This window comes from Nonomuraea sp. NPDC052634, assembly GCF_040678535.1.
In the GTDB taxonomy this organism is placed as follows: Bacteria; Actinomycetota; Actinomycetes; order Streptosporangiales; family Streptosporangiaceae; genus Nonomuraea; species Nonomuraea fastidiosa.
The window spans coordinates 367,949-392,080 of the sequence record NZ_JBFATY010000001.1 but is presented as its reverse complement, the minus strand read 5'-3'; the positions used below and the strand labels follow the sequence as shown (position 1 = coordinate 392,080).

Sequence of the window (24,132 nt, the reverse complement as noted above, 5' to 3'; positions counted from 1 at the left end):
GCGATCCAGGCTATGGATGATCGGAACGCGTGCGGAATGAGGCCGATGCCCGTTCGCTACTGCGGTAAACCCCACCCCCCACGTACCGTACACTGTACGGCCGTGAGCTCTCAGACGGATCTGGCCCGGTACCCTGCGGTCTTCCAGCCCGGCGACCCGCCACGAAGCGGGCACATCGCCTTCCTCGCCCCAGAGGGGGACAGTGTGCTGACCGTAGCGGAAGAGCGTGACGGCGGCGTGGCCACCCGATCCGTCCCCGCCACGTTCGTGCCCGTCGGGCAGGCCGTCGCCGCCCTGGCCAGAGCCCGCAAAGACCCCCACGCTCACCCAGCGGCGCGCTTCTGGGGCGCCGCCGCGCTCATCGCGCTGCAGCTCGTCACCCGGGGCCGCATCCTGCCCGGCGTATCCCCCGGCGAGCACGACTCCTGGCGGGCCGGGCCGCTGGACGCCGACGACGCCCGCCGCGTACGCGAGCTGGCCGCCGCCATGCCCGCCGCCGCCCGCGCCGTACCGCTCTCTCTGGACGGCACCCCGCACGCCGCCGGTGATGCGCTGCTGCCTGACGCCGAGCCGCTGCTGCGGGCCTTCCTCGACGCCGTCGCCGACGCCATGCCGCGCTCGCCCGGCGCCGTACGCGCCACCGGACAGACCGCCTACGCCGCCATGAACCCCGTCAAGGTGCCCCACCTGCGCGGCTGGGCCGAGGAGGTCTCATCAGGGCTGGACGCGGGCCTGCGGCTGTCGCTGCGCATCGAGGCCGACGACCTGGCCGGCGATCAGGACGGCGCCGAGCTCCGCGCCGTCGCCCAGCTGCACAGCCTCGCCGACCCCGCGCTCGTCGTGGACGCCGCCGACCTGTGGCGCGGCCGCGACCCCGGCTTCGGCCCGCGCGCCAGGATCGAGGCCACCCTCGCCGTACGCCGGGCCGCCCGCGCCTGGCCCCGCCTGCAGGAACTGCTCGACAGCGCCGTGCCCGACGAGCTCGCGCTGTCCGACGGCGACGTGGAGGAGCTGCTGGCCGGGGCCGCCGACCGGCTGGCCGCCGCGGGCGTGGACGTGCACTGGCCGCGATCCCTCGTCCGCGGCCTCACCGCCCGTGCCGTCGTCGGCGACCGCGACCCGGCGCCGTCCGACCTGCCCTCCTTCCTCGGCGGCAACCACCTGGCGAGCTTCGACTGGCAGCTCGCGCTCGGCGGGCAGCGCCTGACCGCCGAGGAGATGGACCGGCTCGCCGAAGCGCACCGCCCCGTCGTACGGCTGCGCGACCAGTGGGTGCTCATCGACCCCGACCTGGCGCGCAAGGCCCGGCAGCGCGAGCTCAAGCCGCTGACCGGCATCGAAGCGCTCGCCGCCGCGCTCACCGGAACGGTCGAGGCCGAGGGCGAGCAGGTGCCCGTCGAGCCCACCGCCTGGCTCGACGAGCTGCGCCGCCGCCTGTGCGAACCCGCCGACGTGCCGCCGCCGCCCGGCCTGGCCGCCACCCTGCGCGACTACCAGCTCTCCGGGCTGCGCTGGCTGGCCAGGATGACCTCGCTCGGTCTCGGCGCCTGCCTGGCCGACGACATGGGCCTCGGCAAGACCGTCACGCTCATCGCCCTGCACCTGCACCGTGCGGCCGGGCCGACGCTGGTCGTCTGCCCGGCCTCGCTGCTGGGCAACTGGGAGCGGGAGATCGCCCGCTTCGCGCCCGGCGTCCCGGTACGCCGCTACCACGGAGGCAACCGCACGCTCGCCGACGAGGGGTTCGTGCTCACCACGTACGCCACCATGCGCCTCGACGCCGACCGCCTGGCCGCGCACACCTGGGGCATGGTGGTCGCCGACGAGGCCCAGCACGTCAAGAACCCCGCGTCCGGCACCGCCAAGGCGCTGCGCGAGATCCCCGCCGCCGCCCGCGTCGCCCTGACCGGCACCCCCGTCGAGAACAATCTGTCGGAGCTGTGGGCCATCCTCGACTGGACCACTCCCGGCCTGCTCGGACCGCTCGCCCGTTTCCGCGCCCGCTGGGCCAGGCCGGTCGAGTCCGGCGACACCGAGGCGGCGGAACGCCTGTCGCGGCTGGTCGGGCCGTTCCTGCTGCGCCGCCGCAAGAGCGACCCCGGCATCGCGCCCGAGCTGCCGCCCAAGACCGAGACCGACCGCCCCGTGCCGCTCACCACCGAGCAGGCCGGCCTGTACGAGGCCGTCGTCCGCGAGATCATGGGCCGGATCGCCGACGCGCGCGGCATGGCCAGGCGCGGGCTCATCGTCAAGCTGCTCACCGGGCTCAAGCAGATCTGCAACCACCCCGCCCAGTACCTGCACGAGAGCGACCCGCGCCTGCCCGGCCGCTCCGGCAAGCTGGAGCTGCTCGACGAGCTGATCGACACCATCGTCGCCGAGGACGGCTCCGTGCTCGTCTTCACCCAGTACGTCGCCATGGCCCGCCTCCTTGACAGGCACCTCACCGGGCGCGGGATCGCCACCCAGCTCCTGCACGGCGGCACGCCGGTCGCCCGCCGCGAGGAGATGGTGCGGCGCTTCCAGGACGGCGAGGCCCCCGTCTTCCTGCTGTCGCTCAAGGCCGCGGGCACCGGCCTGAACCTCACCCGCGCCGACCACGTCATCCACTACGACCGCTGGTGGAACCCGGCCGTCGAGGACCAGGCGACCGACCGCGCGTACCGGATCGGCCAGACCAGGCCCGTCCAGGTGCACCGGCTCATCGCCGAGGGCACCATCGAGGACCGCATCGCCACGATGCTGGCCGCCAAGCGCTCCCTCGCCGAGGCGGTGCTCGCCTCCGGCGAGGCCGCCTTCACCGAGCTGACCGACGCCGAACTCGCCGCCCTGGTCGAACTCCGATGACCCGGCCGATCGCCCTCGGCCCGGCTCGCCGCCGTGATTCCCCGCCGATCGCCCTCGGCTCGGCTCGCCGCCTCGGCTTCTTGCCGGCCGCTCTCGGCTCGGCTCGCCGCCTCGATCCCTCGCCGGCCGCCCCGGGCCAGTTCGCGTCGAAGCCCCCGTTGACCGTCCTGAAGTCCCGCATGAGCGTCCTGGAGCCCCGATGACCCCCGCCCGCGGCTTCCCCGCCTTCCCCCGCCAGCGCGCCGGCGCCCGCTTCGCCGCCTCCTGGTGGGGCCGCGCCTGGATCCAGGCCATGGAGGACACCTCGCTCGACGCCGGCCTGCTGCGCAAGGGCCGCGCCTACGCCAAGACCGGGCAGCTCGGCCCGATCACCGTCAGCCCCGGCAGGCTCGCCGCCGTCGCCGAGAACGACTACGACGTGGTCGTGAGCGTCGAGCAGCTCACCGATGCCGAGTGGGAACGCTTCCTCGACCAGGTCGCCGCCAAGGCCGGCCACATCGCCGCGCTGCTCGACGGCGACATGCCGCACGACCTGGTGGAGGCGGCGCAGGACGCCGCCGTGCCGCTGCTGCCCTCCGTCGGCGACCTGGAGCCCGAGTGCTCCTGCCCCGACTGGGGTCACCCCTGCGTGCACGCCGCCGCCCTGTGCTACCAGGCGTCATGGCTGCTGGACGCCGACCCGTTCGTGCTGCTGCTCCTGCGCGGGCGCGGCGAGCGCGAGCTGGTCGAGGCGCTGCAGAATCGCGACGTGCCCGCCGCCGCGGGCCCGCCCGGGGCCGGTGGCGGTCCGGCGGGCTCGGAGGGCGCGGACGCGACCGGTGGCGTCCTGCGGCCGTCCGGGACGCCCGCGAGCGTGGCGTTCGCGGCGGGGGTGCCGCCGCTGCCCGAGCCGCCGCCGTACGACGTCGCCTTCACCCCGCCCGCCCTCGACCCGGCGCCCGGCGTGGACGTGGCCGCCCTGCAGGTGCTGGCCGCCTCGGCGTCCGCCCGGGCGCGCGAGCTGCTGCTGCACGACCGGTGGCCGGAGCTGACCGAGCACGAGGACCACGTACGGCTGATCGCCGAGCACATCGGCGACGAAGGCGCCGACGACGGGCCGGCAGTGGCCGCCTGGCGGCACGGCGGCGCCGAGGGCCTGGCCGTGCTCGAACGCCCCTGGACGCCGCCCCGCCAGGACCTGGCCAGAGCGCGCGCCCGGCTCGAAGCGGCCTGGGAGGGCGAGCGGCCTCCGCCCCTGCACGCCTGGCGCAACCGCTGGACGCTCGGCGACGAGATCCAGCTCCGTTACGGCCGCGACGGCCGCTGGTACCCGTTCACCCGCCGCGACGACCGGTGGTGGCCCGCCGGTCCCCCGGAGCGCGACCCCTCCGCGCTCATCGGCTGAGCCACCACCCTCACGCGGCCATCGAGACAGCGGCCATCGGACACCCTCACGTGGCCACCGACACCACGTGCCCCACCGACGTACGGTCGTCGATCAGCGTGAGCATGCAGTCGGCCAGGTCGGCGCGCGTGGTGGTGTGCCCGCCGCGCACGCTGAGGTCGCGGGCCGTGCGGTAGCGGCCCGGGGCCGCGGCGTCGGTGAGGCGGGCGGGCCGCACGATCGTCCAGTCGGTGTCCGAGTCGCGCAGCAGCCGCTCGGCTCGCGCCAGGTCGGCGTAGGAGTGGCGGAAGACGCGTTGCACGATCGGCTTGAGCACGTACCGGGTGACGAGGCCGTCGCCCGCGTCGCTCTCCAGGCCGGCGGCGCTGACCATGAGCAGGCGGCGCGCCCCGGCGCGTTCCATGGCGGTCAGGATCGAGCGGATGCTGCCGGAGCAGACGGTGGTGGGGCCGTTGCCGCGCGGGCCCATCGCGCTGAGCACGGCGTCGCGACCGGCGACGGCGGGGGTGACGGCGTCGGGGTCCATGACGTCGGCCACCACGACGTCGGCCCGTTCGCGCAGCTCGGCGGGCAGCCGGGCCGGGTCGCGGACCACGGCGGTGACCTCGTGGCCCCGGTCCAGCCCCTGGCGGACGAGCTGGATCCCGCTGCCGCCGGTCGCTCCGAAGACAGTGATCTTCATACGACTCCTCCCAAGGGGGTGAGTGAGTACTCACTACCCTACTCGGAGAGGGCCGCGGTCACTCAGGCGCGTAGAAACCGGTGGTCGCGCGAACGGCCGCCTCGACGGCCTCGGGCGCGCCCCCGGCCGCTCGGTACGCCTCGCCCCACGCCTCGCTGCTGGCCACGATGCAGCGGCGGCCCTCCTCGGTCTCGTGGAAGGTGTCGGTGTCGGGCTTGGATGCGCCGGTCAGGTGCAGGGCCAGGCCGAGCAGGCTCAGGTCCCAGCCCACCCCCGTGGCGCCGGGGCCGAACTGCGCCCACATCTCCTCCGGCACCTCCGCCGTGTGGCGCAGCTCCAGCAGCGTGCCGCCGTCCTTGGCGGTCAGGCTCACCTCGACCTCGCTGAAGCCGGGGTTCGGCCCGAACAGCCAGCTCACCTTGAACAGGCTGGGCGGCTCGCAGCGCAGGATCTCGCCGTGGGCGTTGCCCTCGAGCTGGTAGTGGCCGCCGAGCCGAAGGTCGCCGGAGACCGGCATGAACCAGCGGGCCAGCCGGTCGGCCTCGGTGCAGGCCGACCAGACGTCCTCGATCTCGGCGTCGTAGTGGCGGCGCAGCACCTGCACCTTGCGCTTGCCGTCGATCAGCTCGCGGTGCGCTTTGTTGATCTCTTCGACCATGTCCATCAGGACTCCTCCTTCTCATTGGTGATGCGGCGTTCGCGCTTGCCCCGGGCCAGCTCCGTGGCCAGCGCGTCCAGGCGCTGGTCCCAGAAAGCGCGAAAGCGCTCCAGCCAGGCGTCGATCTCCCGCAGCGGGCCGGGCTCGACGGCGTACAGGCGTCGGGTGCCCTCTGCCCGTACGCTGGCGAACCCGCTGTCGCGCAGCACCCGCAGGTGCTGGGAGACGGCCGGCTGGGAGATGCCGAACTCGCGCTGGATGACGGCGGTGACCTCGCCGGAGCTCTGCTCGCCGGTTGCCAGCAGCTCCAGGATCCGGCGGCGTACCGGATCGCCGAGGACGTCAAAGGCGTGCACCCACGAGAGTGTTTCAGGAAGAGCTTATATAAGTCAAGGCTTAATCTTCGTCGTCGAGCCCGCGAGCGCTCAGCGCCTCGCCGAGGGCGTCGGCGTACCGCAGAGAGCTGACCACCAGCGGCACCGCGAAGGCGCGCAGGCTGCGCTCGACGCCCCTGGCCCGCTGTGCCTCCCTGACCCGCGTGGCCAGCGAGGCCACCACCGGCACGCTGCGGATGGTCAGCGACAGCAGCAACGACAGACGGAACGGATCCAGCCCCACGAACCTGACCGGCGACAGCAGGCGTTCCAGCGCCGCCGTCATGTCCGACGACCTCGTGGTCACCGTCACCAGCCCGGCCAGCGCCACCGCCAGCACCACCCGCAGCGTCGTGGCCAGCGCCGCGTCCAGTCCCACGAGCACGAACTGCACGGCGAACAGCGCGAGCGCGAACCAGCGCACCGGCTTGATCTGCGCCCACGCCACCGCCGCGCCGACCCTGGCGAGCGCGTACAGGCCCGCTGTCACGGCCGCCGCCCCGGCCAGCGCGAGCGGCGAGCTCAGCAGCACCAGCACCGTGCAGGCCAGTGCGAGCGCGGCCAGCTTGGCCCCGGCCGGCAGCCGGTGCAGCAGTGAGCTTCCGGGGACGTAGGAACCGGTCAGGCTGTTCACGCCATCAGCTTCCGGTAGTGGGCGATGGCCTCGGCGGGGGTGCCGTCGGCGGCGATGCGGCCCTCGTCGATCACCAGCACCCGGTCGAAGCCCGACAGCAGCGGCAGGTCGTGGGTGACCAGGAGCACCTGCTGCGGCATCTCCTCCAGCAGCTCCGCGACCTGGCGGGAGTGGCGCAGGTCGAGCAGCGTGGTGGGCTCGTCCATGACGATGATCTCCGGCTCCAGCACCATGACCGAGCAGAGCGCGAGCAGCTGCTTCTGCCCGCCCGACAGGTGGTGCGCGGGATGGTCGGCGTGATCGGCCAGGCCGTAGCGCTCCAGCACCTGGCGTACCCGCCGGTCCACCTCCTCGCGCGACAGGCCCTTGCGGCGCAGCGAGAACGCGACGTCCTCGGCCACCGTCGGCATGACGATCTGCGCGTCGGGATCGGTGAACAGAAAGCCGACACCGCGCCTGATCTTGGCGCCGTCGCGGCGGGTGTCCATGCCGAGCACCGTGACGCTGCCCGACGTCGGCAGCGCCAGGCCGTTGACCAGCCGGGCCAGCGTGCTCTTGCCCGAGCCGTTGGCGCCCACCACACCGACCCGGCGCTCGGGCAGCTCCGCGGTGATGCCGCGCAGCACGTCGCGGGTGCCCAGCCGGACGTGCACGTCCGCGAATTCGATCATGTCTCACACCACCTCGAACAGGGCGGCCACGCCGAGCCCGCCGCCGACCGCGGCCGCGGCCAGGCCGAGCGTGCCCTTGGGAGCCGCCGCACGGACGAGCCTGCTGAACAACCTGGTCACCACGACCGCCCCCGTCGCGCCCCACGGGTGCCCGAGCGCGAGCGCGCCGCCGTCGGGGCAGACCCGCTCGTCGTCCGCGCCGAGCGGGTCGAGCCCGAGCGCGTCGGTGACGGCCAGCACCTGGGCCGCGAACGCCTCCACGATCTCCACCGCCGCGATCGACTCCAGGCTTGTTCCGGTACGCGCGAGCACCCGCTCGATCGCGGGCACCGGCCCCCACCCGGGCAGCTCGGGATCGCACCCGGTCACCGCCCCGGCCAGAAGCCGCAGGCCGGGCAGGCCCGCCCGCAGATGCTCGGGCACCACGGCCACGGCGGCGGCGCCGTCGCTGACCGGGGAGGAGTTCCCCGCCGTCACCGTGCCGCCCGGCACGAACGCGGCCGGCAGCCGGGCCAGCGACGCCGCGCGCAGCGGGCGCGGGCGCTGGTCGTCGCCGCGGCCTGCGACGGGCACGATCTCCTGGGCGAACCGTCCCGCCGCGCGGGCGGCCAGGGCGCGGGCGTGGCTGCGGCAGGCGTAGGCGTCCTGGCGTTCGCGATCGATTTTCCTGGCCTGGGCCAGCGCCTCGGCGGCCGGGCCCATGTCGGGGTCGGGGGTGCCGTGGGGCGTGAACGGCGCCCGCTCGTACGGGGCGCCGGCCCCGCGGAACGTGCGCAGCGGCGCGGTCGAGGCGCTCTCCACGCCTCCGGCGATCACCAGGTCGGCCTCGCCCGCGCGTACGGCCTGACCGGCGAGCAGGATCGCGGCCAGCCCGCTGCCGCACTGCCGGTCCACCGTCACCCCGGGCACCTCGTGCCCGAGCCCGGCGGCCAGCGCGCAGACCCTGGCCAGGTTGCCGCCCGGGCCCATGCAGTTGCCCAGCATCACGTCATCGATCCGCCGTCCCGGCAGGTCGGCGGCGACGGCGGCGATCACGGGCGCGGCCAGGTGCTCGGCGGTCAGCTCCTTGTACGCGTGCCCGGCCGTGCCGATCGGGGTGCGCCTTGCGGCCACCACCACGGGGGTCAGGTCCATGTCACACCAGCCGCCTGATCGCCGGGTCGCCGTCCGCCAGCCGGGCCGCCACCTGCGCCCGCGCCGGCTTGCCCGTGGGCGTGCGGGGCAGGCCGGACATCGCGTACCAGCGGCGCGGCCGCTGCGCCCAGTCGAGCGCGGCGCGCGCGGCCTCCTCCAGCAGGGCGCGCGCGGGCGGCTCGCCGAACGGGCTCTCGATGACGGCGGTCACCACCGACCCCAGGGACGGGTGCGGCGTCCCGACCACCACGGCATCTGCCGCGCCGGGCACCTTGCGCAGCACCTCCTCGACGTCCTCGGGCACGACGGTGGCCCCGCCGGTCTGGATCGCCCCGTCGCCGCGCCCGCGTACGCGCAGCACGCCCCCCTTGTGGTAGGGCTCGGCCACATCGCCCACGCTCACCCAGCCGTCGCCGTCGCGCCGCAGCGGCCCGGCCGCCTCACCCAGGTAGCCCTCGGCCAGCCATGGCGAGCGCACCCACACCTCACCCAGCGGCCCGTCGCCGCGCACCTCGATCTCCACTTCGGGAAAGGGACGCAGGCCGCTCCCGTCGGTGTCGGCGGCCACGAACGACAGCTCGGTGGCCCCGTAGTAGGCGACCACCCGCACCCCGGCCTTCTCCGCGGCCTGCCGGGCGCCGGGGGCGAGGGCCGCGCCACCGACCACGGCCACCCGCAGCGCTCCCGGCCGCTCCAGCACGTCCGGCAGCCGGTGCGGCACCAGGTGCACGACGGTCGCCTCGGCGAGGTGATCGGCCAGCGCGCCGCCGGGCCAGCGGCCGGGCAGCAGCGCCGTCGCGCCGGTGGCCAGGGTGTGCAGGGCGGCGAACGCGTACAGGGAGGAGACCAGCGGGCCGGGGATGAGCACGACGTCGTCGGGGCCGATGCCGGTCAGCGCGTTCAGGTGGGGGTACGAATCGGTCCAGGAGGCGCGGGTACGGACGATGGCGCGCGGCCGTCCCGTGCTGCCGGAGCTGAAGCAGGCCCAGGCGAGATCGCCTGGTTGGGCGCGGCGCGGCACATCGGGCCCGGCCGCGTACGGCAGGGGCGCGTCGATCAGCACCGTCACCGGCGGCGCGGCGGGCGTGGGCCGGTCGGCGGGTCGAGTCGCGTGCGGCGCCGGCTCGCCGGCGGGCACCGTCGCCGACGGCCCGGTGACCGCCGCTAGAGGGCCGGTGACGGCCGATAGAGAGCCGGTGGCCGCCGTCAGGGGGCCGGTGACCGCCGCCCACCGCGCGCGGTCCCAGGTGTGCTCGCCCACCAGCGGCGTCGCCCCGGCCAGGTCGGCGGCCAGCACGGCGACGAGCAGCTCCACCGGGTCGGCCAGACCGATCGCGGCCGTGGTGCCGGGCCCGGCCCCGGTCTCGGCCAGGTGCCTGGCGGCACCCTTGACCCGGTCGGCGAGCTGTGCGTACGTCAGCTCGCCACCGGGTCCGCGCACCGCGAGCCTGGAGGGGCGCTCGGCGGCGTGCGCCAGCACGTGTTCTGCTACGGGCATCGAGCCGTCAGCGCTCCCCACCGGCGCGCAGGCGTTCCTGGTGCACAGCGGGCACCGCGTCGGGGTAGGCCCGCTGGACGCCCCTGACCACGACGGCCGTCAGCGCCGCCTTGATGAGGTCGCCGGGCACGAACACCAGCGTGAGCCCGGCCGCCGCGCCGAGCGAGGCGCCCGACACCAACGCCTGGATCGGGATCCCGAACAGGTAGACCACGCCCATGCCGCCCGCGACGCTCGCCAGGAACAGCCGGAGCGTGCTCGGGCTGCGGCCGGCCCGCTCGACCAGCCAGCCGGTGAGGGCCGCGCCGGGCAGCCAGCCGATGAGGAACCCGGCCGACGGCGCGGTGAACACGCCCAGCCCGCCTCGCCCGCCGGCCAGCAGCGGCAGGCCGGCGGCCACCAGCACGTACAGCACCAGTACGGCCAGCGCGCCGCGCCAGGTGCCGAGGATGGCGCCGGCCAGCATCACGCCCATGGTCTGCAGCGTGATCGGGACCGCGTTGCCGAAGACGTTCAGCGTGCCGGGCAGGCCCATCACCGCGATCAGCGCGGTGAACACGGCCACCCGCGCGAGCGTGCCCGTCTCGAGCCTCCTGCGCTGTTTCCCTTCATCCTTCATGGCGTCGATCCCACACCAGAACGGGCACGCTCAGGCATGGAGGTATCCCACAACATTCCCTCCGATCATCTGCTGGCGATCGATACCGCGTTCACGCGCCGTCCCTGCCGCACGGCGCCGCATCGAACGCGGCAGTTATCCCGTCTTGCCGGGATCGCAGCTCTTTGGCGCTCAGTGTACGGTTCGGCAGGATCACCGTGACCGGCCGGGATGCCACCTTGAGACTGACGCGGATCGTGTCCGGGGTCAGCGTCGTGCCGTTGGGATAGTGCAGGCGTACGCGATAGTCGCGGACCTCGCCACCGTCCTCCAGGCAGTCGCGGGCGCCGTTCTCGACCCGTTTCATCAGACCCTGGTTGATCTGCCGCCCGCGCATGGGGACGAGGTTGTAGCGCATGCTCACGCCGCGGAACGAGGCGGCGATGAGGTGGCCGCCCTGCCAGTCGCCGCGCCCGCCCCAGTCGCCGACCGCGCCTTCGCAGGAGCCGCGCGGGGCGTCCCGGTCGACCAGGATCCTGGCCACGGCCTCGACGGGGCGGCCCGCGGCGTCGGTGGTGAAGGTGTGGTCGTAGGCGCGATAGGTGGCTGAAGGCCGGAGCAGGCGCGCGCACGGGACGGCGTCCGGCTTGGCGGGCGCGGGCGCTGGGGCGGATGCGGGGGCGGATGCGGGGGCGGTGAGCAGGAGCGCGGTGGCGCCCGCGCCGCCCAGGGCACGGCGAAGCCGGGTCGGGGGCACGACGGGAAGTCCTCTCGGGATTCAGGGGATGCGCCGCGCAGGGGAAGGGAAGGCCGGCGGCATGGAGGAACTCGATCGGCCGCCTGCCGGCTTTGTCGTGACGTCCGTGCCCGCGAGGAGTACTACGTAACGTTACTGATCGGCCACTTTGAGCGCTTGTCGCAGATAGGTCCGGCTGCGAAAAGCAGCGCCCTGGCCAGGTCGGTGGCCGCCGTGGTGCGGCCGCGGTGCGATGGCCTCGCGAATTCGCCCTTCTCACGGCCATCCGTCCCGATAATCTGCGGCAAGATCGAATCCGGGGATTCGGTCGCCATCGACTGACCAGACCAGATGGATCGAGACCGCAGCATGACCGGACCAGGAACACTGATCGGCGGCCGTTACCGGCTCGAACATCCGCTGGGCCAGGGCGGCTTCGGTCGCGTCTGGAAGGCCCATGACGACCGGCTGCGCGCCGACGTGGTCGTCAAGGAGGTGTACCTCCCTCCGACCCTCGACGAGGAGGATCGCAACGCGCGACTCAAGTACGCCGAGCGGGAGGCCCGCAACGCCGCCCGGCTGCGCCACTGCCCCAACATCGTGCCCGTCTACGACGTGGTCATCGAGGACGGCCGGCCGTGGATCATCATGGAGCTGATCAACGGCGAGTCGCTCGAGGACCGGATGCGGACCGGGCCGCTGGCGGAGCCCGACGTCGCCGACCTTGCCAAGGCGCTCCTTCATGCCTTGGAGGCGGCCCACGGCGCGGGTGTCGTCCACCGCGACATCAAACCCGCGAACGTCATGCTGGCCGCCGACGGTCGGATCATGCTGACCGACTTCGGCATCGCCATCCACGAGACCGACACCCGCATGACATCGACCGGCACGGTGATCGGCTCCTTCGAGTACATGGCGCCCGAGCGTTTCAACGGCGATCACGGCTCGCCCGCCTCCGACCTGTTCTCCGTGGGCGCGACCCTGTATCAGGCGGCGGAGGGCGTCTCACCGTTCCGGCGCGGCGCCGTCCCCGCCACCATCGCCGCCGTCCTCCGTGACGAGCCTCCGCCGCTCACCCGCGCCACACGCCTCGCCCCGCTGCTGAACGCCCTGCTGGCCAAGGACCCCGGCAAGCGCCCCTCCATCCCCGACGCCCTCGACCTCCTCCGCACCCCTGACCAGGGACCCGCGCCGACGAAGAGGTACACCACACCGGTCACCGCGCCCACTGTCCCGCAGGAGACGCCGGAGAAGCCCGACCCGCCGGCCTCCCCGCCCATCGCTCCTCAGGACGCACCTGCTTTCCAGGAGTCCTGGACGGGTGACGAGCGCCTTTCGGCGTTCTGCTGGGAGGAAGATCCGGAGCTGTTGCCGTGGATCTTTCGGGGCCTCGCCTTCATCGTCGCGATCCTTGTCGTGATCGGGCACGCGCTCGGAGAGCTGGACGACTCGACGAGGTGGGTGGGCATGGGGGTCTTTGCGGCCTTGATGCTGGTCGGCCCCCTGGCGAACTGGTGGTTGCGCTTCACGACGAAGAGGAGCATGCCCGCGAGAAGCGTGCGCCTCGACCGGGACGGCGTCACCGGCAGCGACGGCTCCGGCGTCCAGACCATCCCCTGGACCGCGATCAGGCAGGTCACCGTCCGCCACACCGACGACGCCATGGGCGTCGCCCACCACCCGCTGGCCCTGCACGTGCGGCTGGACCAGCCGGGCTCCGCGGTGTACCGCCCGGTCGGCTGGCCGCTGGACACCCCCGTGCCCAAGATCTTCCGGCGCGCCATCGAGAAGGACGACTGGGTGCCCGTCTGCGTCCTCGGCCCTCTGTCCGACCCGCGCAGGACCGACTTGAAGAACGCCCTGGCGGCCTGCAAGGGGCCCCTGACGGCGGACGAGCTGAACTGGTGACCGCCTGTCAGGCGGCCAGGCGCAGCGCCCTGGCCACATCCGCGGTCGCGGCCGAGGTCTCGGCGGCGGTGTAGCCGCCGCGCAGCGAGGCGTCGAGGTCCTTCAGGCCGTTGCCGCTCAGCGTGATCACCGCGCGCAGGCCGGGTTCCAGCCCGCCCCTGGCGTGCAGGTCGAGCAGCCCCGCCACGCCCGCCGCCGAGGCGGGCTCGGCGAAGACGCCGTCGCGGCGGGCGATCATCCGGTACGCGGCGAAGATCTGCTCGTCGCTCACCGCGGCGATCAGCCCACCGGACTCGTCGCGGGCCGCGATCGCGCCGTCCCAGGTCGCCGGGTGACCGACGTTGATCGCGCTGGCCTCCGTGCGCGGCTCGGCCACCGGCGCGCCGTGCACCAGCGGGGCCGCGCCCGCCGCCTGGAAACCCCACATGCGCGGCAGCCGGTCCGGGCTGTAGGCGCGGTAGCCGGTCCAGGTCGCGGTGATGTTGCCGCCGTTGCCGACCGGCACGCAGTGCACGTCGGGGGCCGCGCCGAGGGCGTCCACGATCTCGTACGCGACCGTGCGCTGCCCGGCCAGCCGCAGCTCGTTGCGCACCGAGTTGACGAGGGCGACCGGGTGGTGGGCGGCCAGCTCGCGGGCCACCCGCAGGCAGTCGTCGAACGTGCCGCCGACCTCGACGATCTCCGCGCCGTACCGTACGGCCTGGGCCAGCTTGCCCAGCGCCACCCTGCCCTTGGGCACGAGCACGGCGGCGCGCAGCCCGGCGCGGGCCGCGTAGGCGGCGGCAGAGGCGCTGGTGTTGCCGGTGGAGGCGCAGATGACGGTCTGCGCGCCGGCCTCGACGGCGCGGCTGATCGCCACGGTCATGCCGCGATCCTTGAACGACCCCGTCGGGTTCGCCCCCTCGACCTTCAGCCAGACCTCGCAGCCGGTCAGCTCGGACAGGTGGGCCGAGCGCAGCAGCGGGGTGTTGCCCTCGTTGAGCGAGACGGCCGGGGTGTCGGGGGTGACCGGCAGGAAGCGCCGGTAGGGGCTGTCGATCAGGCCACGCCAGGTGTTCATGCCGAGAACCGTAACATTCGTTAGAAGATTTCGGTAAGGACGGGTTGATGTAACATTTGTCAGCATGGAGAGCGACGCGATCGTGGCCCGGCTCAGCTCCGTCTACGCGGAGCTGCCACCCGGCGAGCGCGCGGTGGTGCGGGTGCTGCTCGACGACCATCCGTTCGCTGCGCTGGGCTCGCTGCGCGCGCTGGCCGAGCGTGCGGGGGTGAGCCCGCCGACCGCCTCCCGGCTGTTCGACCGGCTCGGGTACGCGGGGTTCGCCGAGTTCCAGGCCGCCGTACGCGACGGCGCCAGAGACCGCTCGCGCCTGCTGGAGTACGTCACCGGGAAAAGCGAGCCCGGCGAGCCGTCAGGCGGGCTGGGAGAGGCGGCGGAGGAGCTGCGCGCCGGCCTGGACGGCGCGCTGGCCGCCGTGCCCGCGCCGCTCTGCGACCGCGCCGCGGGCCTGCTGGCCGAGGCCAGGACGGTCTGGGCGCTCGGCGGACCGCTCAGCGAGCTGGCCGCCGACTACCTCATCCGCCAGCTCGCCGGCCTGCGCCCCGGCGCGCACCGGGTGCCGGAGCCGCCGCACGCGCGCGCCCGCACCGTGCTCGACCTGGGCGCGTCCGACCTGGTGGTGGCCTACGACTTCCGCCGCTACTCCCCCGCCACCGAGCGCTTCGTACGCGCCGCGCGCGGCAGGGGCGCACGGCTGATCCTCATCACCGACACGTGGGGCTCGCCGCTGGCCGCCGAGGCGGAGCTGCTGATCGCGCTGCCGCGCGAGGCCGCCGGGCCGATCGCGCCGCTCACCCACGAGATCGCGGTCACCGAGCTGCTGCTCGTCGCCACCGCCGCGCGCCTGGCCCCGGCCGAACGGCTGGCCGAGCTGGATGCGCTCACCCGGTCGCTGTGAGCCGCTTGTAGAAGAAGCTGCACTCGCGCAGCGTGCCGTCGGGCGAGGCCGCATAATCGGGGACGATGCCGTAGCGGGTCCACCCGCCGGTGAGGTAGACGTGCTCGGCCGCGCTGCCGGTCTCGGTGTCGAGCATCAGCAGGTCGAGCCCCGCCGCAAGCGCCGCCTGCTCGGCCGCGGCCAGCAGGGCGCGTGCGTGGCCGCGCCCGCGCGCCTCGCTGTGGACCATGAGTTTGACGATCTCGCCGCGGTGGCGGGCGTTCGCCTTGGTCGCGGGGGCGAGGCCGACGGTGCCCACGACCGCGCCGTTCTCGCGGCAGACCCACACGATGAGGTCGCCCGAGGCCACGGCCGGGGCCTGCGCGCGCCACCAGGCGGCGGCGTCCTCGTGGTCGAACGGCGTGACGAACCCCAGCGACGAGCCGCCGTCCACGGCGTCGGCGAGCAGTGCGGCCAGCTCCTTGACGCAGGTGTCGAACGCGGCCGGGGTCAGGCGGGCGATGGTGCGCATGGGGCTCCTCCCGGGGGGTCAGGGCAGGACGACGAAGATGGCGTACCGGACCGGATCGGGGCCCGGGCAGCGGAACCGGGACGGCCCCCACAGCCGGAAGCGCAGGCAGTCACCGGCTCCCACGGTGTGGGTGCGGCCGTCGAAGGTGATCTCCACCGCGCCCTCCAGCACCCAGATGTGCTGCTCAAGGCCGGGTACGGGCGGTGCGTCGTAGGAGATGTCGGCACCCGGCCGCAGCCGCCCCTCCACGACCTCGCCGCGCAGCCCGGGATGGGGCGGCGAGACCGAGCGGCGGACGAACCCCGACGTCGCGTCCCGCCACACCTGCTGCGCCCCGGCCGCCACGATCTGCGGCGGCTCGGACTCCACCTCGGCGAGCAGCCGCGACATCGTCCGCCCGTACACCTCGCAGAGCTTGCCGAGCAGCGCCGCCGTGGGGCTGATCTCGCCGCGCTCCAGCCGCGACAGCGTCGAGCGGCTGATGCCGGAGCGGCTCGCCAGCTCCTCCAGCGACCAGTGGTGCTCGACGCGCAGCCGGGCGAGCCGATCGGCCAGCCTGGCCTCTACATCCACGGGCTGTCTCATATCCGGGATGATATCCCAGATCTGAGAATCAGCGTCGGCGGATCTTGATGTCGCGCATGTCCGTCACGCCGATGCGCAGCACCTCGTACGGCTGCCCGTACGCCTCCAGCGCCGCCATCGCGCCCAGGGTCGCCTCGTCCTCCCCGTCGTCCGGCCCGGCCGGTACCTGGCAGCGGAAGGTGAACGCCGACACGCTCGGGTCGTGGGTGAAGGTGCCCGCCTCGGTGTACGCCGTGCCGCCCGCCGCGCGCACCGCATCCCGTCCGGCGTCGTCGATCGCCTGGAACTTGCCGCTGATCGTCACCCGGAACATCGCGTCACTCCTCGCGTACGCCATAGCCCAGCACCTTCTCCCCCAGCACGCTCTCGGCCGCGTCGAGCAGATCGAGCACGGCGGCGGCGATCTCGTCGGGCCGCTCACCCGCCGCCGTACGGCGGCCGATCTCGCCCATCACCAGCGCGTGCAGGCTGCCGATGTGCCAGGCGATCACGCGGGGCAGCGGATCTTGCGGCCCATCACCGCACTCCTCGGCCAGCAGCGCGGCCAGCTCGTCGGTCATCCTGCGGCCCAGGTCCTCAAGGCGCGCGGTCAGCGTGGGCGCGGCCCGCATCATCTCCAGCACCCGGCCGAAGCCCGGAGTGAGGCCCACCCGGCGCTCGCGCTCACGCACCTCCTGCCGCAGCCGCGCCAGCACCGCACCGGCCGCCGACTCGCCGGGCGCGCGCCCGGCCACGATGTCGGCCAGCCGGCGGGGCGAGGCCTCCTCAGGAGGCAGCACCAGGTCCTCTTTGGACTGGAAGTAGTTGTAGACGGTGTTCACCGACACCTCGGCGGCGTCGGCGACCTCGGCGATCGTCACGTTGTCGAAGCCGCGCTCCACGAACAGGCCGACGGCCACCTCGGAGATGCGCTGCCGCGTCAGGCGCTTCTTGCGCTCGCGGAGCCCTTCTGTCATGCAGCTGGAGCGTACTGCAAACTTTCAGTTGACTCCAACTTTACAGCCGACTCCACGAAAGGAGTTCGTGGCACGCATGGATGAGAGTGGAGAAGAAGAGAAACCGGCCCCTCAGAACACCCGCTGACATGGCGGCATAGGGGCGGAAGGGAAGAGATGTGGCGCCGGGCCCGGACGCACCATCAGCATACGTCCGGGGTGTCCCTATCGCCACAGAGACACCCCGGACGTGCGAGTCGTGCGTCAGCCGTTCAGCAGCGCGACGAGCTGCTCCTCCTCGTAGGCGAGGTGCGCCTCCAGCTCCTTGGTGAGCCGGTCCACCCCGGCGACCAGGTCGGCGGGAGCGACGTCGGCGGCGGACAGCAGCGCCTTGAGCTCGTCGAGCAGCCGCGCCACCACCTCGTGCTCGGCCCGCATCCGCTGGATCGCCGGGGCCAGCTCCGGGAACTGCTGCTCCATCCCGCGGAACAGGCCGTTGTCCTCGTGCGTGTGGTGCGCGTGCAGGCCGCTGCACATCGTCAGGCAGTTGACCCGCAGCTGCGCGGCCAGGCGGGGCCCCGAGGCGGCGGCCTCCCTGCGGATCAAGGCCAGCTCGCGGCGGAAGGCGTCGTGGATGTCCTTGAGCGCGTCGCCCATACGCCGCCCGGGCGGCGGCCCGGGGTTCACCTGCACCAGCGCCACCACCGGCAGCGTGCGGCCCGAGCGCTCCTCGTAGGCGGCCCAGCCCGGGTCCATCTCGGCCGCGCGGGCGAACAGGCGGTCGCGCTCCTCGCCCTCGAGCACGATGGCGTCGGCCTCGTAGGTGAAAATGCCGTCCTCGACCGTCACCCGCGGGTTGGCGAGCACGTTGTGGTACCAGTCCGGGTGCTTGGGCGAGCCGCCCGCCGAGGCGATGACGAGCAGGCGGTCCTCATCGGGCAGGTAGCCGAGCGGGGTGGTGTGGGGGCGTCCGGTCTTGGCGCCGGTGGTGGTGAGCAGCAGCAGCCTGCCGCCCTCGAAGGGGCCGCCGACCTTGCCGCGGTTGGCCCGGAACTCGTCGATGATCTGCTGGTTGAAGTTGTTCGGCATGCTGAAAAGAAGGCTCCTGGTGAGTGGGTGTCGTGGACATGCTGAAACCCGCACGGACATGCCGGCGTACGGGTGTTACGACACCGAACCAGGCATGGGGAGACGCGCGGGCGCGGTGTGCTCAGGCACGACCGACGGTGCTAGTGGCCATTGGCGTCAACCCCCTTGGTACGGCGCCTCCATGCCGCGACCGTCCTCCCGGACCGCGACACGCGACGCGACCGCCATTACGCCCAGATCGCCCAAGATCTGTCAACCGGCGTCGGGCTGAGTACAGTAGCTGTACTGAAGGGGGTGGGTGCGACCGCACGCGACAAGGGCTCATCCGCCGACGAGCCGGCCCCAGGAGCCAGGCAGCAGGCAGCGCCGCAGCTACCACCTCACCAAGGCAGGCGCGGACCTGCAGGTGGTGCTGGGCGCGCTGCAGCAGTGGGGCGACGCCCACCGCCCGCGCCCGTCCGGGCCGTCGGCCCTGCGCAGGACGCGCTCCACCGGCGAGCCCGTGCACGTCGCGTTCGTGAACGGAGAGGGCCGCGAGGTGGCCTGCGACGACGTCGTGATCGACGTCCATCCGTGATCGATACCAGGCTTTGCCGGAGGTTGAGGTAGGACGCGGTCTCGCCGGGCACGCCGACCCAGTCACGCCGCCGGGTCCGGCGGCCGGCATGAGAAAGGAAGTTCCGCGATGACCGCTGTGCGGGCCGACGCGTCCGGCCAGTTCATGATCGAGAAGACGCTGCCTGTCAACCGGCTCGGCTACGGCACCATGCAGCTGACCGGGCCCGGCGTGTGGGGGCCGCCGGCCGACGAGGACGAGGCCGTACGCGTGCTGCGCCGCGCGGCCGAGCTCGGCGTGACGCTCTTCGACACGGCCGACTCCTACGGCCCCCTGGTCGCCGAGCCGCTGCTCAAGCGGGCGCTCGCCCCGTACGACGAGAGCATCGTCATCGCCACCAAGGCCGGGCTCACCCGCCAGGGCCCCAACCAGTGGACGCCCGTCGGCAGGCCCGCCTACCTGCGCCAGCAGTGCGAGATGAGCCTGCGCGTCCTCGGGCTCGAGCGGATCCCGCTGCTCCAGCTCCACCGCGTCGACCCGGAGGTGCCGCTCGAGGACCAGGTCGGCGAGCTGAAGAAGCTCCAGGACGAAGGCAAGATCGCGCACATCGGCCTGTCGGAGGTCAGCGTCGAGCAGATCGAGCAGGCGCGCGCCGTCGCCCCGATCGCCACGGTCCAGAACCTCTATAACCTGTCCAACCGGTCCGCCGAGGACGTGCTGGAGTACTGCGAGCGCCACGAGATCGGCTTCATCCCGTGGTTCCCGCTGGCCACCGGCCAGCTCGCCAAGCCCGGCGGGGCGCTCGACACGATCGCCTCGCGGCTGCCGGCCACGCCGTCGCAGCTCGCGCTCGCGTGGCTGCTGCGCCGTTCCCCGGTGATGCTGCCGATCCCCGGCACCTCCTCCATCGCCCACCTGGAGGAGAACGTCGCCGCCGCCGGCATCGAGCTGTCCGACGACGACTTCGCCGAGCTGTCCTCGGCGGTCTCCTCCTCGAGCTGAGTCCCGCCCGGTTGGGGCCGTCCCCGGGCCCGCCGGGACGGTCACCGGCCGGCACCTTCTCACGTGACATCCGGTCCGGGCCTGCCGCGCGGGTGTGAGGATGTCACGTGCGGCGGGGAAGCTCCTGGGAAGGTGGCGCGATCACCTCCCCATCTGAGTTGTCTTTTGCAACTCAGCTGGTGAACGGAGAAACAGCATGGACATCAAGGGATCGGTCGCCCTCGTGACGGGCGGAAATCGCGGGATCGGCCGCGCGTTCGCCCGAGCGCTCGTCCAGCATGGCGCGGCGAAGGTGTACGTCGGCGTCCGAGACCCGGGCAGTGTGCAGGACGCCGACGTCGTGCCGCTGCGCCTGGACGTCACCGACGAGCGCGGCATCGCCGCCGCGGCGCGGGAGGCCGGTGACGTCTCCATCCTGATCAACAACGCGGGCGTCGGTGACGGCAGGACCGCGCTGCTGGAGGGCACGCTCGACGGCGCCCGCCGGGCGATGGAGGTCAACCTCTTCGGCACCTGGCGGGTCTCGCGCGCCTTCGCCCCGATCCTGGCCCGCAACGGCGGCGGCGCCCTGGTCAACATGCTGTCGCTGGCCTCCTGGGGCGGGCGGCCCGGCTTCCCGGGGTACGCGGCGTCGAAGGCCGCGCAGTGGTCGCTGACCGACTCCCTGCGCCAGGGGCTGCGCGAGCAGGGGACGCTGGTGATCGGGGTGCACGTCGGGTTCGTGGACACGGACATGGCCGCCTGGGTCGACGCTCCGAAGATCAGCCCTGAGGCCGTGGCGGAGCAGACCATGGAGGCGCTGCTCGCGGGCCGTGCCGAGGTGCTGGCCGACGAGCGGACCCGCGAGGCCAAGGCCGCGCTGTCGCAGCCGATCGTCTGATCTTCACGCCCTCTCGGCTTCCGCAGGTGCCCGGCCGGCCGGAGCCACATCGCCTTCCCGCCTCGTGAGCAGGAGCGCGGCCGCGGCGAGCAGCGTGCACAGCGTCATACCGGCGAACAGCGGCACGGCGGTGTGGCCTCCGGCGATGCCCATCAAGGGGGCCACGGCCGCGCCGAGGGCGTTCTGCAGCGTGCCCAGCACCGCCGAGCCCGTGCCCGCCGCATGCGGTACGCGGTCCAGCGCGAGGCCGGTGGCGGTGGCGCAGACCTGGCCGAGCCCGATGAAGGCGACGCCCAGCAGGCCCAGCGCCCAGAACCGGTTCAGCTGCCCGGCGAGGGTGAGGAGCAGCGCGGCGACACCGGGGACGAGCATGAGCGCCAGCCCCGCGCGCAGCAGCAGGCGGGGGCTGATGCGGCCGGCGAGACGGCTGCCGGCCAGCGTGGAGGCCGTCGCGGTCAGCGCGCCCGCGGAGAAGACGGCCGACGCCGTGCCCACGCTGAAGCCCAGGACGTTCTGCAGGAGGAACGGCGAGGCGGAGATGTAGCAGAACAGCGCGGCGAACGCGAGGCAGAAGGCGAGCATGTAGCCGAGGTAGGGGCGGTCGGTGAGGACCGTGACGCCGGCCCGCAGCGAAGCGCCCGCGCCGCCGGTGTGCCGCCGCTCGGCGGGCAGCGTCTCGGGGATGCGTACGCAAGCTGCTGCGAACATCAGCGCCGACGCGCCCGCCAGCACCCAGAACACCGCACGCCAGCTCCCGGTGCCGCCCACCACGGCACCGCCCGCCAGCGGAGCGAGGATGGGCGCGATGCCGCCGAGCCCCATGAGCAGGCCGAACAGCCTGGCCGCCGCCGCGCCGCTCGCGACGTCGGTCACCACGGCACGGCCGACGACCACCCCTGCCGCACCCGCGAATCCCGTGACGAAGCGCAGCACGACCAGCACGCCCAGCGTGGGCGCGACCGCGCACAGCGCCGTGGCCAGTGTGCAGACGCCGGTGCCGATGAGGATCGGCCCGCGCCGCCCGTAGCGGTCGGAGAGCGGGCCGAGCACGAGCTGGCCCGTCGCCAGCCCCACGAGGAAGGCGGTGAGCGTGAGCTGGACGCCGGCCGCGTCCGTGCCCAGCTCGCGCGCCATGGTGGGAAAACCCGGCAGGTACATGTCGGTGGACAGCGGCACCACGAACGACAGCAGGGCGAGGGTCACCGTCAGCCCTGAAGCCACCGGCCGTCGGGCGGCGAAGGTCATCGGCACTCCGGTCAAATAGATATAAGTTCATATCTATATCTAAGGTAAGATCCAGGAGTGCGCAAGAGCGATGCCCCTGCCGGCCGTGACGACCTGCTTCGCGAGGCCAGGCGGCTCGCGCCGGCGCTGTACGCGCTCGCCCGCGTGCTGCGGCAGGGCGGCATCACCGAGGCGGGCCTGCCGCCCCTGCCCCCGTCGGAGCTCGACGTGCTGCGCTACGTTCTCGACTGCCCCGGCACCGGCACCAAGGCGCTCGCCCACGAGCTGGGGCTGCACAGCAGCAACGTCAGCACGGCCGTGCGCGCCCTGCTCGCCCGCGGGCTCATCCGCCGCGAGCCCGACCCGCACGACCGCCGCGCGGTGCGCCTCTATCCGACCGTGGACGCCCAGCACGGCATGGCCATGATCGAGGACGCCTGGGCGGAGATGTTCGCCGACGCCCTCGCCGCGCTGACGCCTGACCAGCGCGGCGCGCTGCAGGCCGCGGTGCCCGCGCTGCGCGCGCTCGGCGCTCCCCTGCGGGAGCGCCGCTCCCCCGCCCGCGACTAGCCGGCGGGCTCGCCGAACCAGCGGGCCAGGTGTTCATCGAGGTCGCGCTGGTCGTCGCCGATCCAGGCCACGTGGCCGTCAGGACGGAGCAGCACACCCGGTACGTCCACCGCCGCGCCGGGATCGGTGAGCTGATCGACGCGGTCCGACCAGCCGCCTGCGGTGAGGCGTCCCGTACGGTCGAGCAGCAGGCCGCGCCCACCGCGCAGCAGGTCGTACAGGCGGCACCGCGTCAGCCCGACGTCGGGCATGCGACGGCCGAGCAGGTCGGGACCCGCGCCGAAGTCGTAGCGGACGGCGATCGCGGTGATCTTCTCGATGAGGCGGCGGTTCACCTCGTCGATGTCCATCAGCTCGGCGAGCAGCCGCCGCACCGCGCGCGGCCCCGCCTCCGGGGACGCCAGGACGGCCTGGGCGCGGGTGTTGTCGAGGACGTCGGCGGCGACCGGGTGGCGTTCGGCGTGGTAGGTGTCGAGCAGCGTGTCCGGCGCCCAGCCGCGCACCTGCGCCGCCAGTTTCCAGCCGAGGTTGACCGCGTCCTGGATGCCGAGGTTGAGCCCCTGCCCGCCGAAGGGCGGATGGATGTGGGCCGCGTCCCCGGCCAGCAGCACCCGCCCGACCCGATAGCGCTCGGCCAGCCGGGTGGCGTCGCCGAAGCGGGACAGCCAGCGCGGAGAGTGCACGCCGAAGTCGGTGCCGGCGACGGCGCGCAGCCGCTGCCGGAAGTCGTCCAGCGTGGGCGGGCGCGAGCGGTCGGCCACGCCGCCCGCGGAGACGACGACGCTGTAGGTCCTGCCGCCGTTGAACGGCCTGATCCAGAACGGCCACTGGCGGGCGGCGACGGCGGAGGCCACGGCGGCGATCTCCTCCTGCGGCGCGCTCGCCTCCATCTCGCCCATGAGCGTGTCATTGCGCGCGGGCTCGCCGGGGAAGCCGACGCCGAGCCGCTTGCGCACCGTGCTGCGGGCGCCGTCGCAGCCGATGAGGTAGCGGGCGCGCAGCCGCTCGCCGCCGGTCAGCTCGACGGTCACCCCCTCGGCGTCCTGCTCGAAGCCGGTCACCGCGCGGCCGGGAATGACCTGCGCGCCCAGCTCGGCGGCGCGCTCTTCGAGCAGGCGGTTGATGACCGGTTGCGGCATGCCCAGGACGTACGCGTACGGGGTGTCGAGGCCCTCGGGCGCGGGCTTGGGGATGGCGGCGAAGAAGCCCGCCGCAGGACGCCGCCTGCCGTGCGGGAGCAGGCGGTCGAGCAGCCCGCGCATCGCCATCAGCTCCAGGCTGCGGATGTGCAGGCCGACGATGCGGACCATCGGCCCAGGCTCGCTCTCGCGCTCGGCGACGAGGACCCGTACGCCGTGCAGCCGCAGCTCGGCGGCCAGCATGGCGCCCGTGGGCCCGCAACCGGCGATGACCACGTCGTACGGCGGATCGGCGGGTTCGGCGTGCGAGGGCTCGACGGACTTCGGAGAAGAGTGCATTTTCGGTGCCTTTCGACGGGAGTGCCGGGGTGGGGCGCTCCCGGCGGCACCTACGTCGCTCGCCTGACCGTGGCGCGAGGGCGGAGCGCCCACTTCGCTACAGCGTTCATGGGTCTGTCACCTCCTCGGGCCGTGTCACGGTCGCCGGTACGGTACAAGCCCGGCGACCGCCCGGTCCACCGCTTTTCCCCGGCGGCTTGACCTTGACGCGGCGTCAATG

Annotated in this window: 25 protein-coding genes; 8 read left to right on the top strand and 17 right to left on the bottom strand. The window is 73.6% G+C overall.

What is annotated here, in order from left to right; all coding sequences use genetic code 11:
* The first annotated feature begins 102 nt into the window (after positions 1-102).
* Both AB0K67_RS01920 and AB0K67_RS01915 read left to right on the top strand, forming a co-directional pair.
* Entirely contained in the window at positions 103-2,847 is a 2,745-nt protein-coding gene (locus tag AB0K67_RS01920; RefSeq protein WP_364051277.1) for a DEAD/DEAH box helicase, read from the top strand.
* 199 nt (positions 2,848-3,046) lie between these two features.
* Complete coding sequence (locus tag AB0K67_RS01915; RefSeq protein ID WP_364051274.1) at positions 3,047-4,231, top strand: SWIM zinc finger family protein; 1,185 nt, start codon at positions 3,047-3,049, stop codon at positions 4,229-4,231.
* A 46-nt stretch (positions 4,232-4,277) separates the two neighbouring features.
* Here the strand turns inward: AB0K67_RS01915 and AB0K67_RS01910 are convergent, their stop codons facing one another.
* The 9 genes from AB0K67_RS01910 to AB0K67_RS01870 all read right to left on the bottom strand — a co-directional run bounded on the left by AB0K67_RS01910 (position 4,278) and on the right by AB0K67_RS01870 (position 11,237).
* Positions 4,278-4,913 (bottom strand): SDR family oxidoreductase, encoded by a 636-nt coding sequence (locus AB0K67_RS01910; RefSeq protein WP_364051271.1) that lies wholly within the window; start codon positions 4,911-4,913, stop codon positions 4,278-4,280.
* Between the two features lie 58 nt (positions 4,914-4,971).
* The gene (locus tag AB0K67_RS01905; protein ID WP_364051268.1) at positions 4,972-5,577 is read right to left on the bottom strand and encodes an SRPBCC family protein; all 606 of its coding nucleotides are present in this window, start codon (positions 5,575-5,577) and stop codon (positions 4,972-4,974) included.
* Positions 5,577-5,927: a metalloregulator ArsR/SmtB family transcription factor gene (locus AB0K67_RS01900; protein WP_364051265.1), complete on the bottom strand. Its 351-nt coding sequence runs from the start codon at positions 5,925-5,927 to the stop codon at positions 5,577-5,579. The genes AB0K67_RS01905 and AB0K67_RS01900 overlap by 1 nt, the downstream gene beginning before the upstream one ends.
* 40 nt (positions 5,928-5,967) lie before the next feature.
* On the bottom strand, positions 5,968-6,579 hold the full coding sequence (locus tag AB0K67_RS01895) for an energy-coupling factor transporter transmembrane protein EcfT (protein WP_364051262.1): 612 nt from the start codon (positions 6,577-6,579) through the stop codon (positions 5,968-5,970).
* The gene (locus tag AB0K67_RS01890; RefSeq protein WP_364051259.1) at positions 6,576-7,250 is read right to left on the bottom strand and encodes an ABC transporter ATP-binding protein; all 675 of its coding nucleotides are present in this window, start codon (positions 7,248-7,250) and stop codon (positions 6,576-6,578) included. Before AB0K67_RS01890 ends, AB0K67_RS01895 begins: the two co-directional genes overlap by 4 nt.
* Before the next feature lie 3 nt (positions 7,251-7,253).
* Entirely contained in the window at positions 7,254-8,384 is a 1,131-nt protein-coding gene (locus AB0K67_RS01885; protein WP_364051256.1) for a thiolase family protein, read from the bottom strand.
* Between the two features lies 1 nt (position 8,385).
* Positions 8,386-9,882, bottom strand: coding sequence for a class I adenylate-forming enzyme family protein (locus AB0K67_RS01880; RefSeq protein ID WP_364051253.1), 1,497 nt, complete (start codon positions 9,880-9,882; stop codon positions 8,386-8,388).
* 7 nt (positions 9,883-9,889) lie between these two features.
* Complete coding sequence (locus AB0K67_RS01875) at positions 9,890-10,501, bottom strand: biotin transporter BioY (RefSeq protein ID WP_364051250.1); 612 nt, start codon at positions 10,499-10,501, stop codon at positions 9,890-9,892.
* A gap of 91 nt (positions 10,502-10,592) precedes the next feature.
* Positions 10,593-11,237 (bottom strand): DNA/RNA non-specific endonuclease, encoded by a 645-nt coding sequence (locus AB0K67_RS01870; RefSeq protein WP_364051247.1) that lies wholly within the window; start codon positions 11,235-11,237, stop codon positions 10,593-10,595.
* A 348-nt stretch (positions 11,238-11,585) separates the two neighbouring features.
* Between AB0K67_RS01870 and AB0K67_RS01865 the strand changes: the two genes are divergently transcribed.
* Positions 11,586-13,124, top strand: a complete 1,539-nt coding sequence (locus AB0K67_RS01865; RefSeq protein ID WP_364051244.1) for a serine/threonine-protein kinase — start codon at positions 11,586-11,588, stop codon at positions 13,122-13,124.
* A 7-nt stretch (positions 13,125-13,131) separates the two neighbouring features.
* On the opposite strand, the gene thrC is transcribed toward AB0K67_RS01865, so the two are convergent.
* Positions 13,132-14,184 (bottom strand): threonine synthase, encoded by a 1,053-nt coding sequence (gene thrC / locus AB0K67_RS01860; RefSeq protein ID WP_364051241.1) that lies wholly within the window; start codon positions 14,182-14,184, stop codon positions 13,132-13,134.
* Positions 14,185-14,248: 64 nt separating this feature from the next.
* Between thrC and AB0K67_RS01855 the strand changes: the two genes are divergently transcribed.
* A complete protein-coding gene (locus AB0K67_RS01855; RefSeq protein WP_364051238.1) occupies positions 14,249-15,082 on the top strand; it encodes a MurR/RpiR family transcriptional regulator in 834 nt (277 codons plus the stop codon).
* Here AB0K67_RS01855 and AB0K67_RS01850 read toward each other — a convergent pair.
* The 5 genes from AB0K67_RS01850 to AB0K67_RS01830 form a co-directional block, all read right to left on the bottom strand.
* Positions 15,066-15,593 (bottom strand): GNAT family N-acetyltransferase, encoded by a 528-nt coding sequence (locus tag AB0K67_RS01850; protein ID WP_364051236.1) that lies wholly within the window; start codon positions 15,591-15,593, stop codon positions 15,066-15,068. The genes AB0K67_RS01855 and AB0K67_RS01850 overlap by 17 nt on opposite strands.
* A gap of 18 nt (positions 15,594-15,611) precedes the next feature.
* Complete coding sequence (locus AB0K67_RS01845; RefSeq protein ID WP_364051233.1) at positions 15,612-16,178, bottom strand: XRE family transcriptional regulator; 567 nt, start codon at positions 16,176-16,178, stop codon at positions 15,612-15,614.
* A 28-nt stretch (positions 16,179-16,206) separates the two neighbouring features.
* Positions 16,207-16,515, bottom strand: coding sequence for a DUF6204 family protein (locus AB0K67_RS01840; protein WP_364051230.1), 309 nt, complete (start codon positions 16,513-16,515; stop codon positions 16,207-16,209).
* Positions 16,496-17,134 carry a TetR/AcrR family transcriptional regulator gene (locus tag AB0K67_RS01835; RefSeq protein WP_364051227.1) on the bottom strand — a complete coding sequence of 213 codons (639 nt, stop codon included), beginning with the start codon at positions 17,132-17,134 and terminating at the stop codon, positions 16,496-16,498. The genes AB0K67_RS01840 and AB0K67_RS01835 overlap by 20 nt, the downstream gene beginning before the upstream one ends.
* Positions 17,135-17,377: 243 nt before the next feature.
* Complete coding sequence (locus AB0K67_RS01830) at positions 17,378-18,202, bottom strand: nitroreductase/quinone reductase family protein (RefSeq protein WP_364051224.1); 825 nt, start codon at positions 18,200-18,202, stop codon at positions 17,378-17,380.
* Between the two features lie 298 nt (positions 18,203-18,500).
* Between AB0K67_RS01830 and AB0K67_RS01825 the strand changes: the two genes are divergently transcribed.
* The 3 genes from AB0K67_RS01825 (at position 18,501) to AB0K67_RS01815 (ending at position 20,640) form a co-directional block, all read left to right on the top strand.
* Complete coding sequence (locus AB0K67_RS01825; protein ID WP_364051221.1) at positions 18,501-18,779, top strand: hypothetical protein; 279 nt, start codon at positions 18,501-18,503, stop codon at positions 18,777-18,779.
* Between the two features lie 108 nt (positions 18,780-18,887).
* Positions 18,888-19,760: an aldo/keto reductase gene (locus tag AB0K67_RS01820; protein ID WP_364051218.1), complete on the top strand. Its 873-nt coding sequence runs from the start codon at positions 18,888-18,890 to the stop codon at positions 19,758-19,760.
* A 196-nt stretch (positions 19,761-19,956) separates the two neighbouring features.
* The gene (locus AB0K67_RS01815; RefSeq protein ID WP_364051215.1) at positions 19,957-20,640 is read left to right on the top strand and encodes an SDR family oxidoreductase; all 684 of its coding nucleotides are present in this window, start codon (positions 19,957-19,959) and stop codon (positions 20,638-20,640) included.
* A 3-nt stretch (positions 20,641-20,643) separates the two neighbouring features.
* Here AB0K67_RS01815 and AB0K67_RS01810 read toward each other — a convergent pair whose 3' ends face one another.
* Positions 20,644-21,885: a multidrug effflux MFS transporter gene (locus AB0K67_RS01810; protein WP_364051212.1), complete on the bottom strand. Its 1,242-nt coding sequence runs from the start codon at positions 21,883-21,885 to the stop codon at positions 20,644-20,646.
* A gap of 57 nt (positions 21,886-21,942) precedes the next feature.
* Between AB0K67_RS01810 and AB0K67_RS01805 the strand changes: the two genes are divergently transcribed.
* Positions 21,943-22,434, top strand: coding sequence for a MarR family winged helix-turn-helix transcriptional regulator (locus AB0K67_RS01805; protein ID WP_364051209.1), 492 nt, complete (start codon positions 21,943-21,945; stop codon positions 22,432-22,434).
* Here AB0K67_RS01805 and AB0K67_RS01800 read toward each other — a convergent pair.
* Positions 22,431-23,912, bottom strand: coding sequence for an FAD-dependent monooxygenase (locus AB0K67_RS01800; protein ID WP_364051207.1), 1,482 nt, complete (start codon positions 23,910-23,912; stop codon positions 22,431-22,433). The two genes, AB0K67_RS01805 and AB0K67_RS01800, sit on opposite strands and share 4 nt — an antisense overlap.
* Positions 23,913-24,132 lie beyond the last annotated feature (220 nt).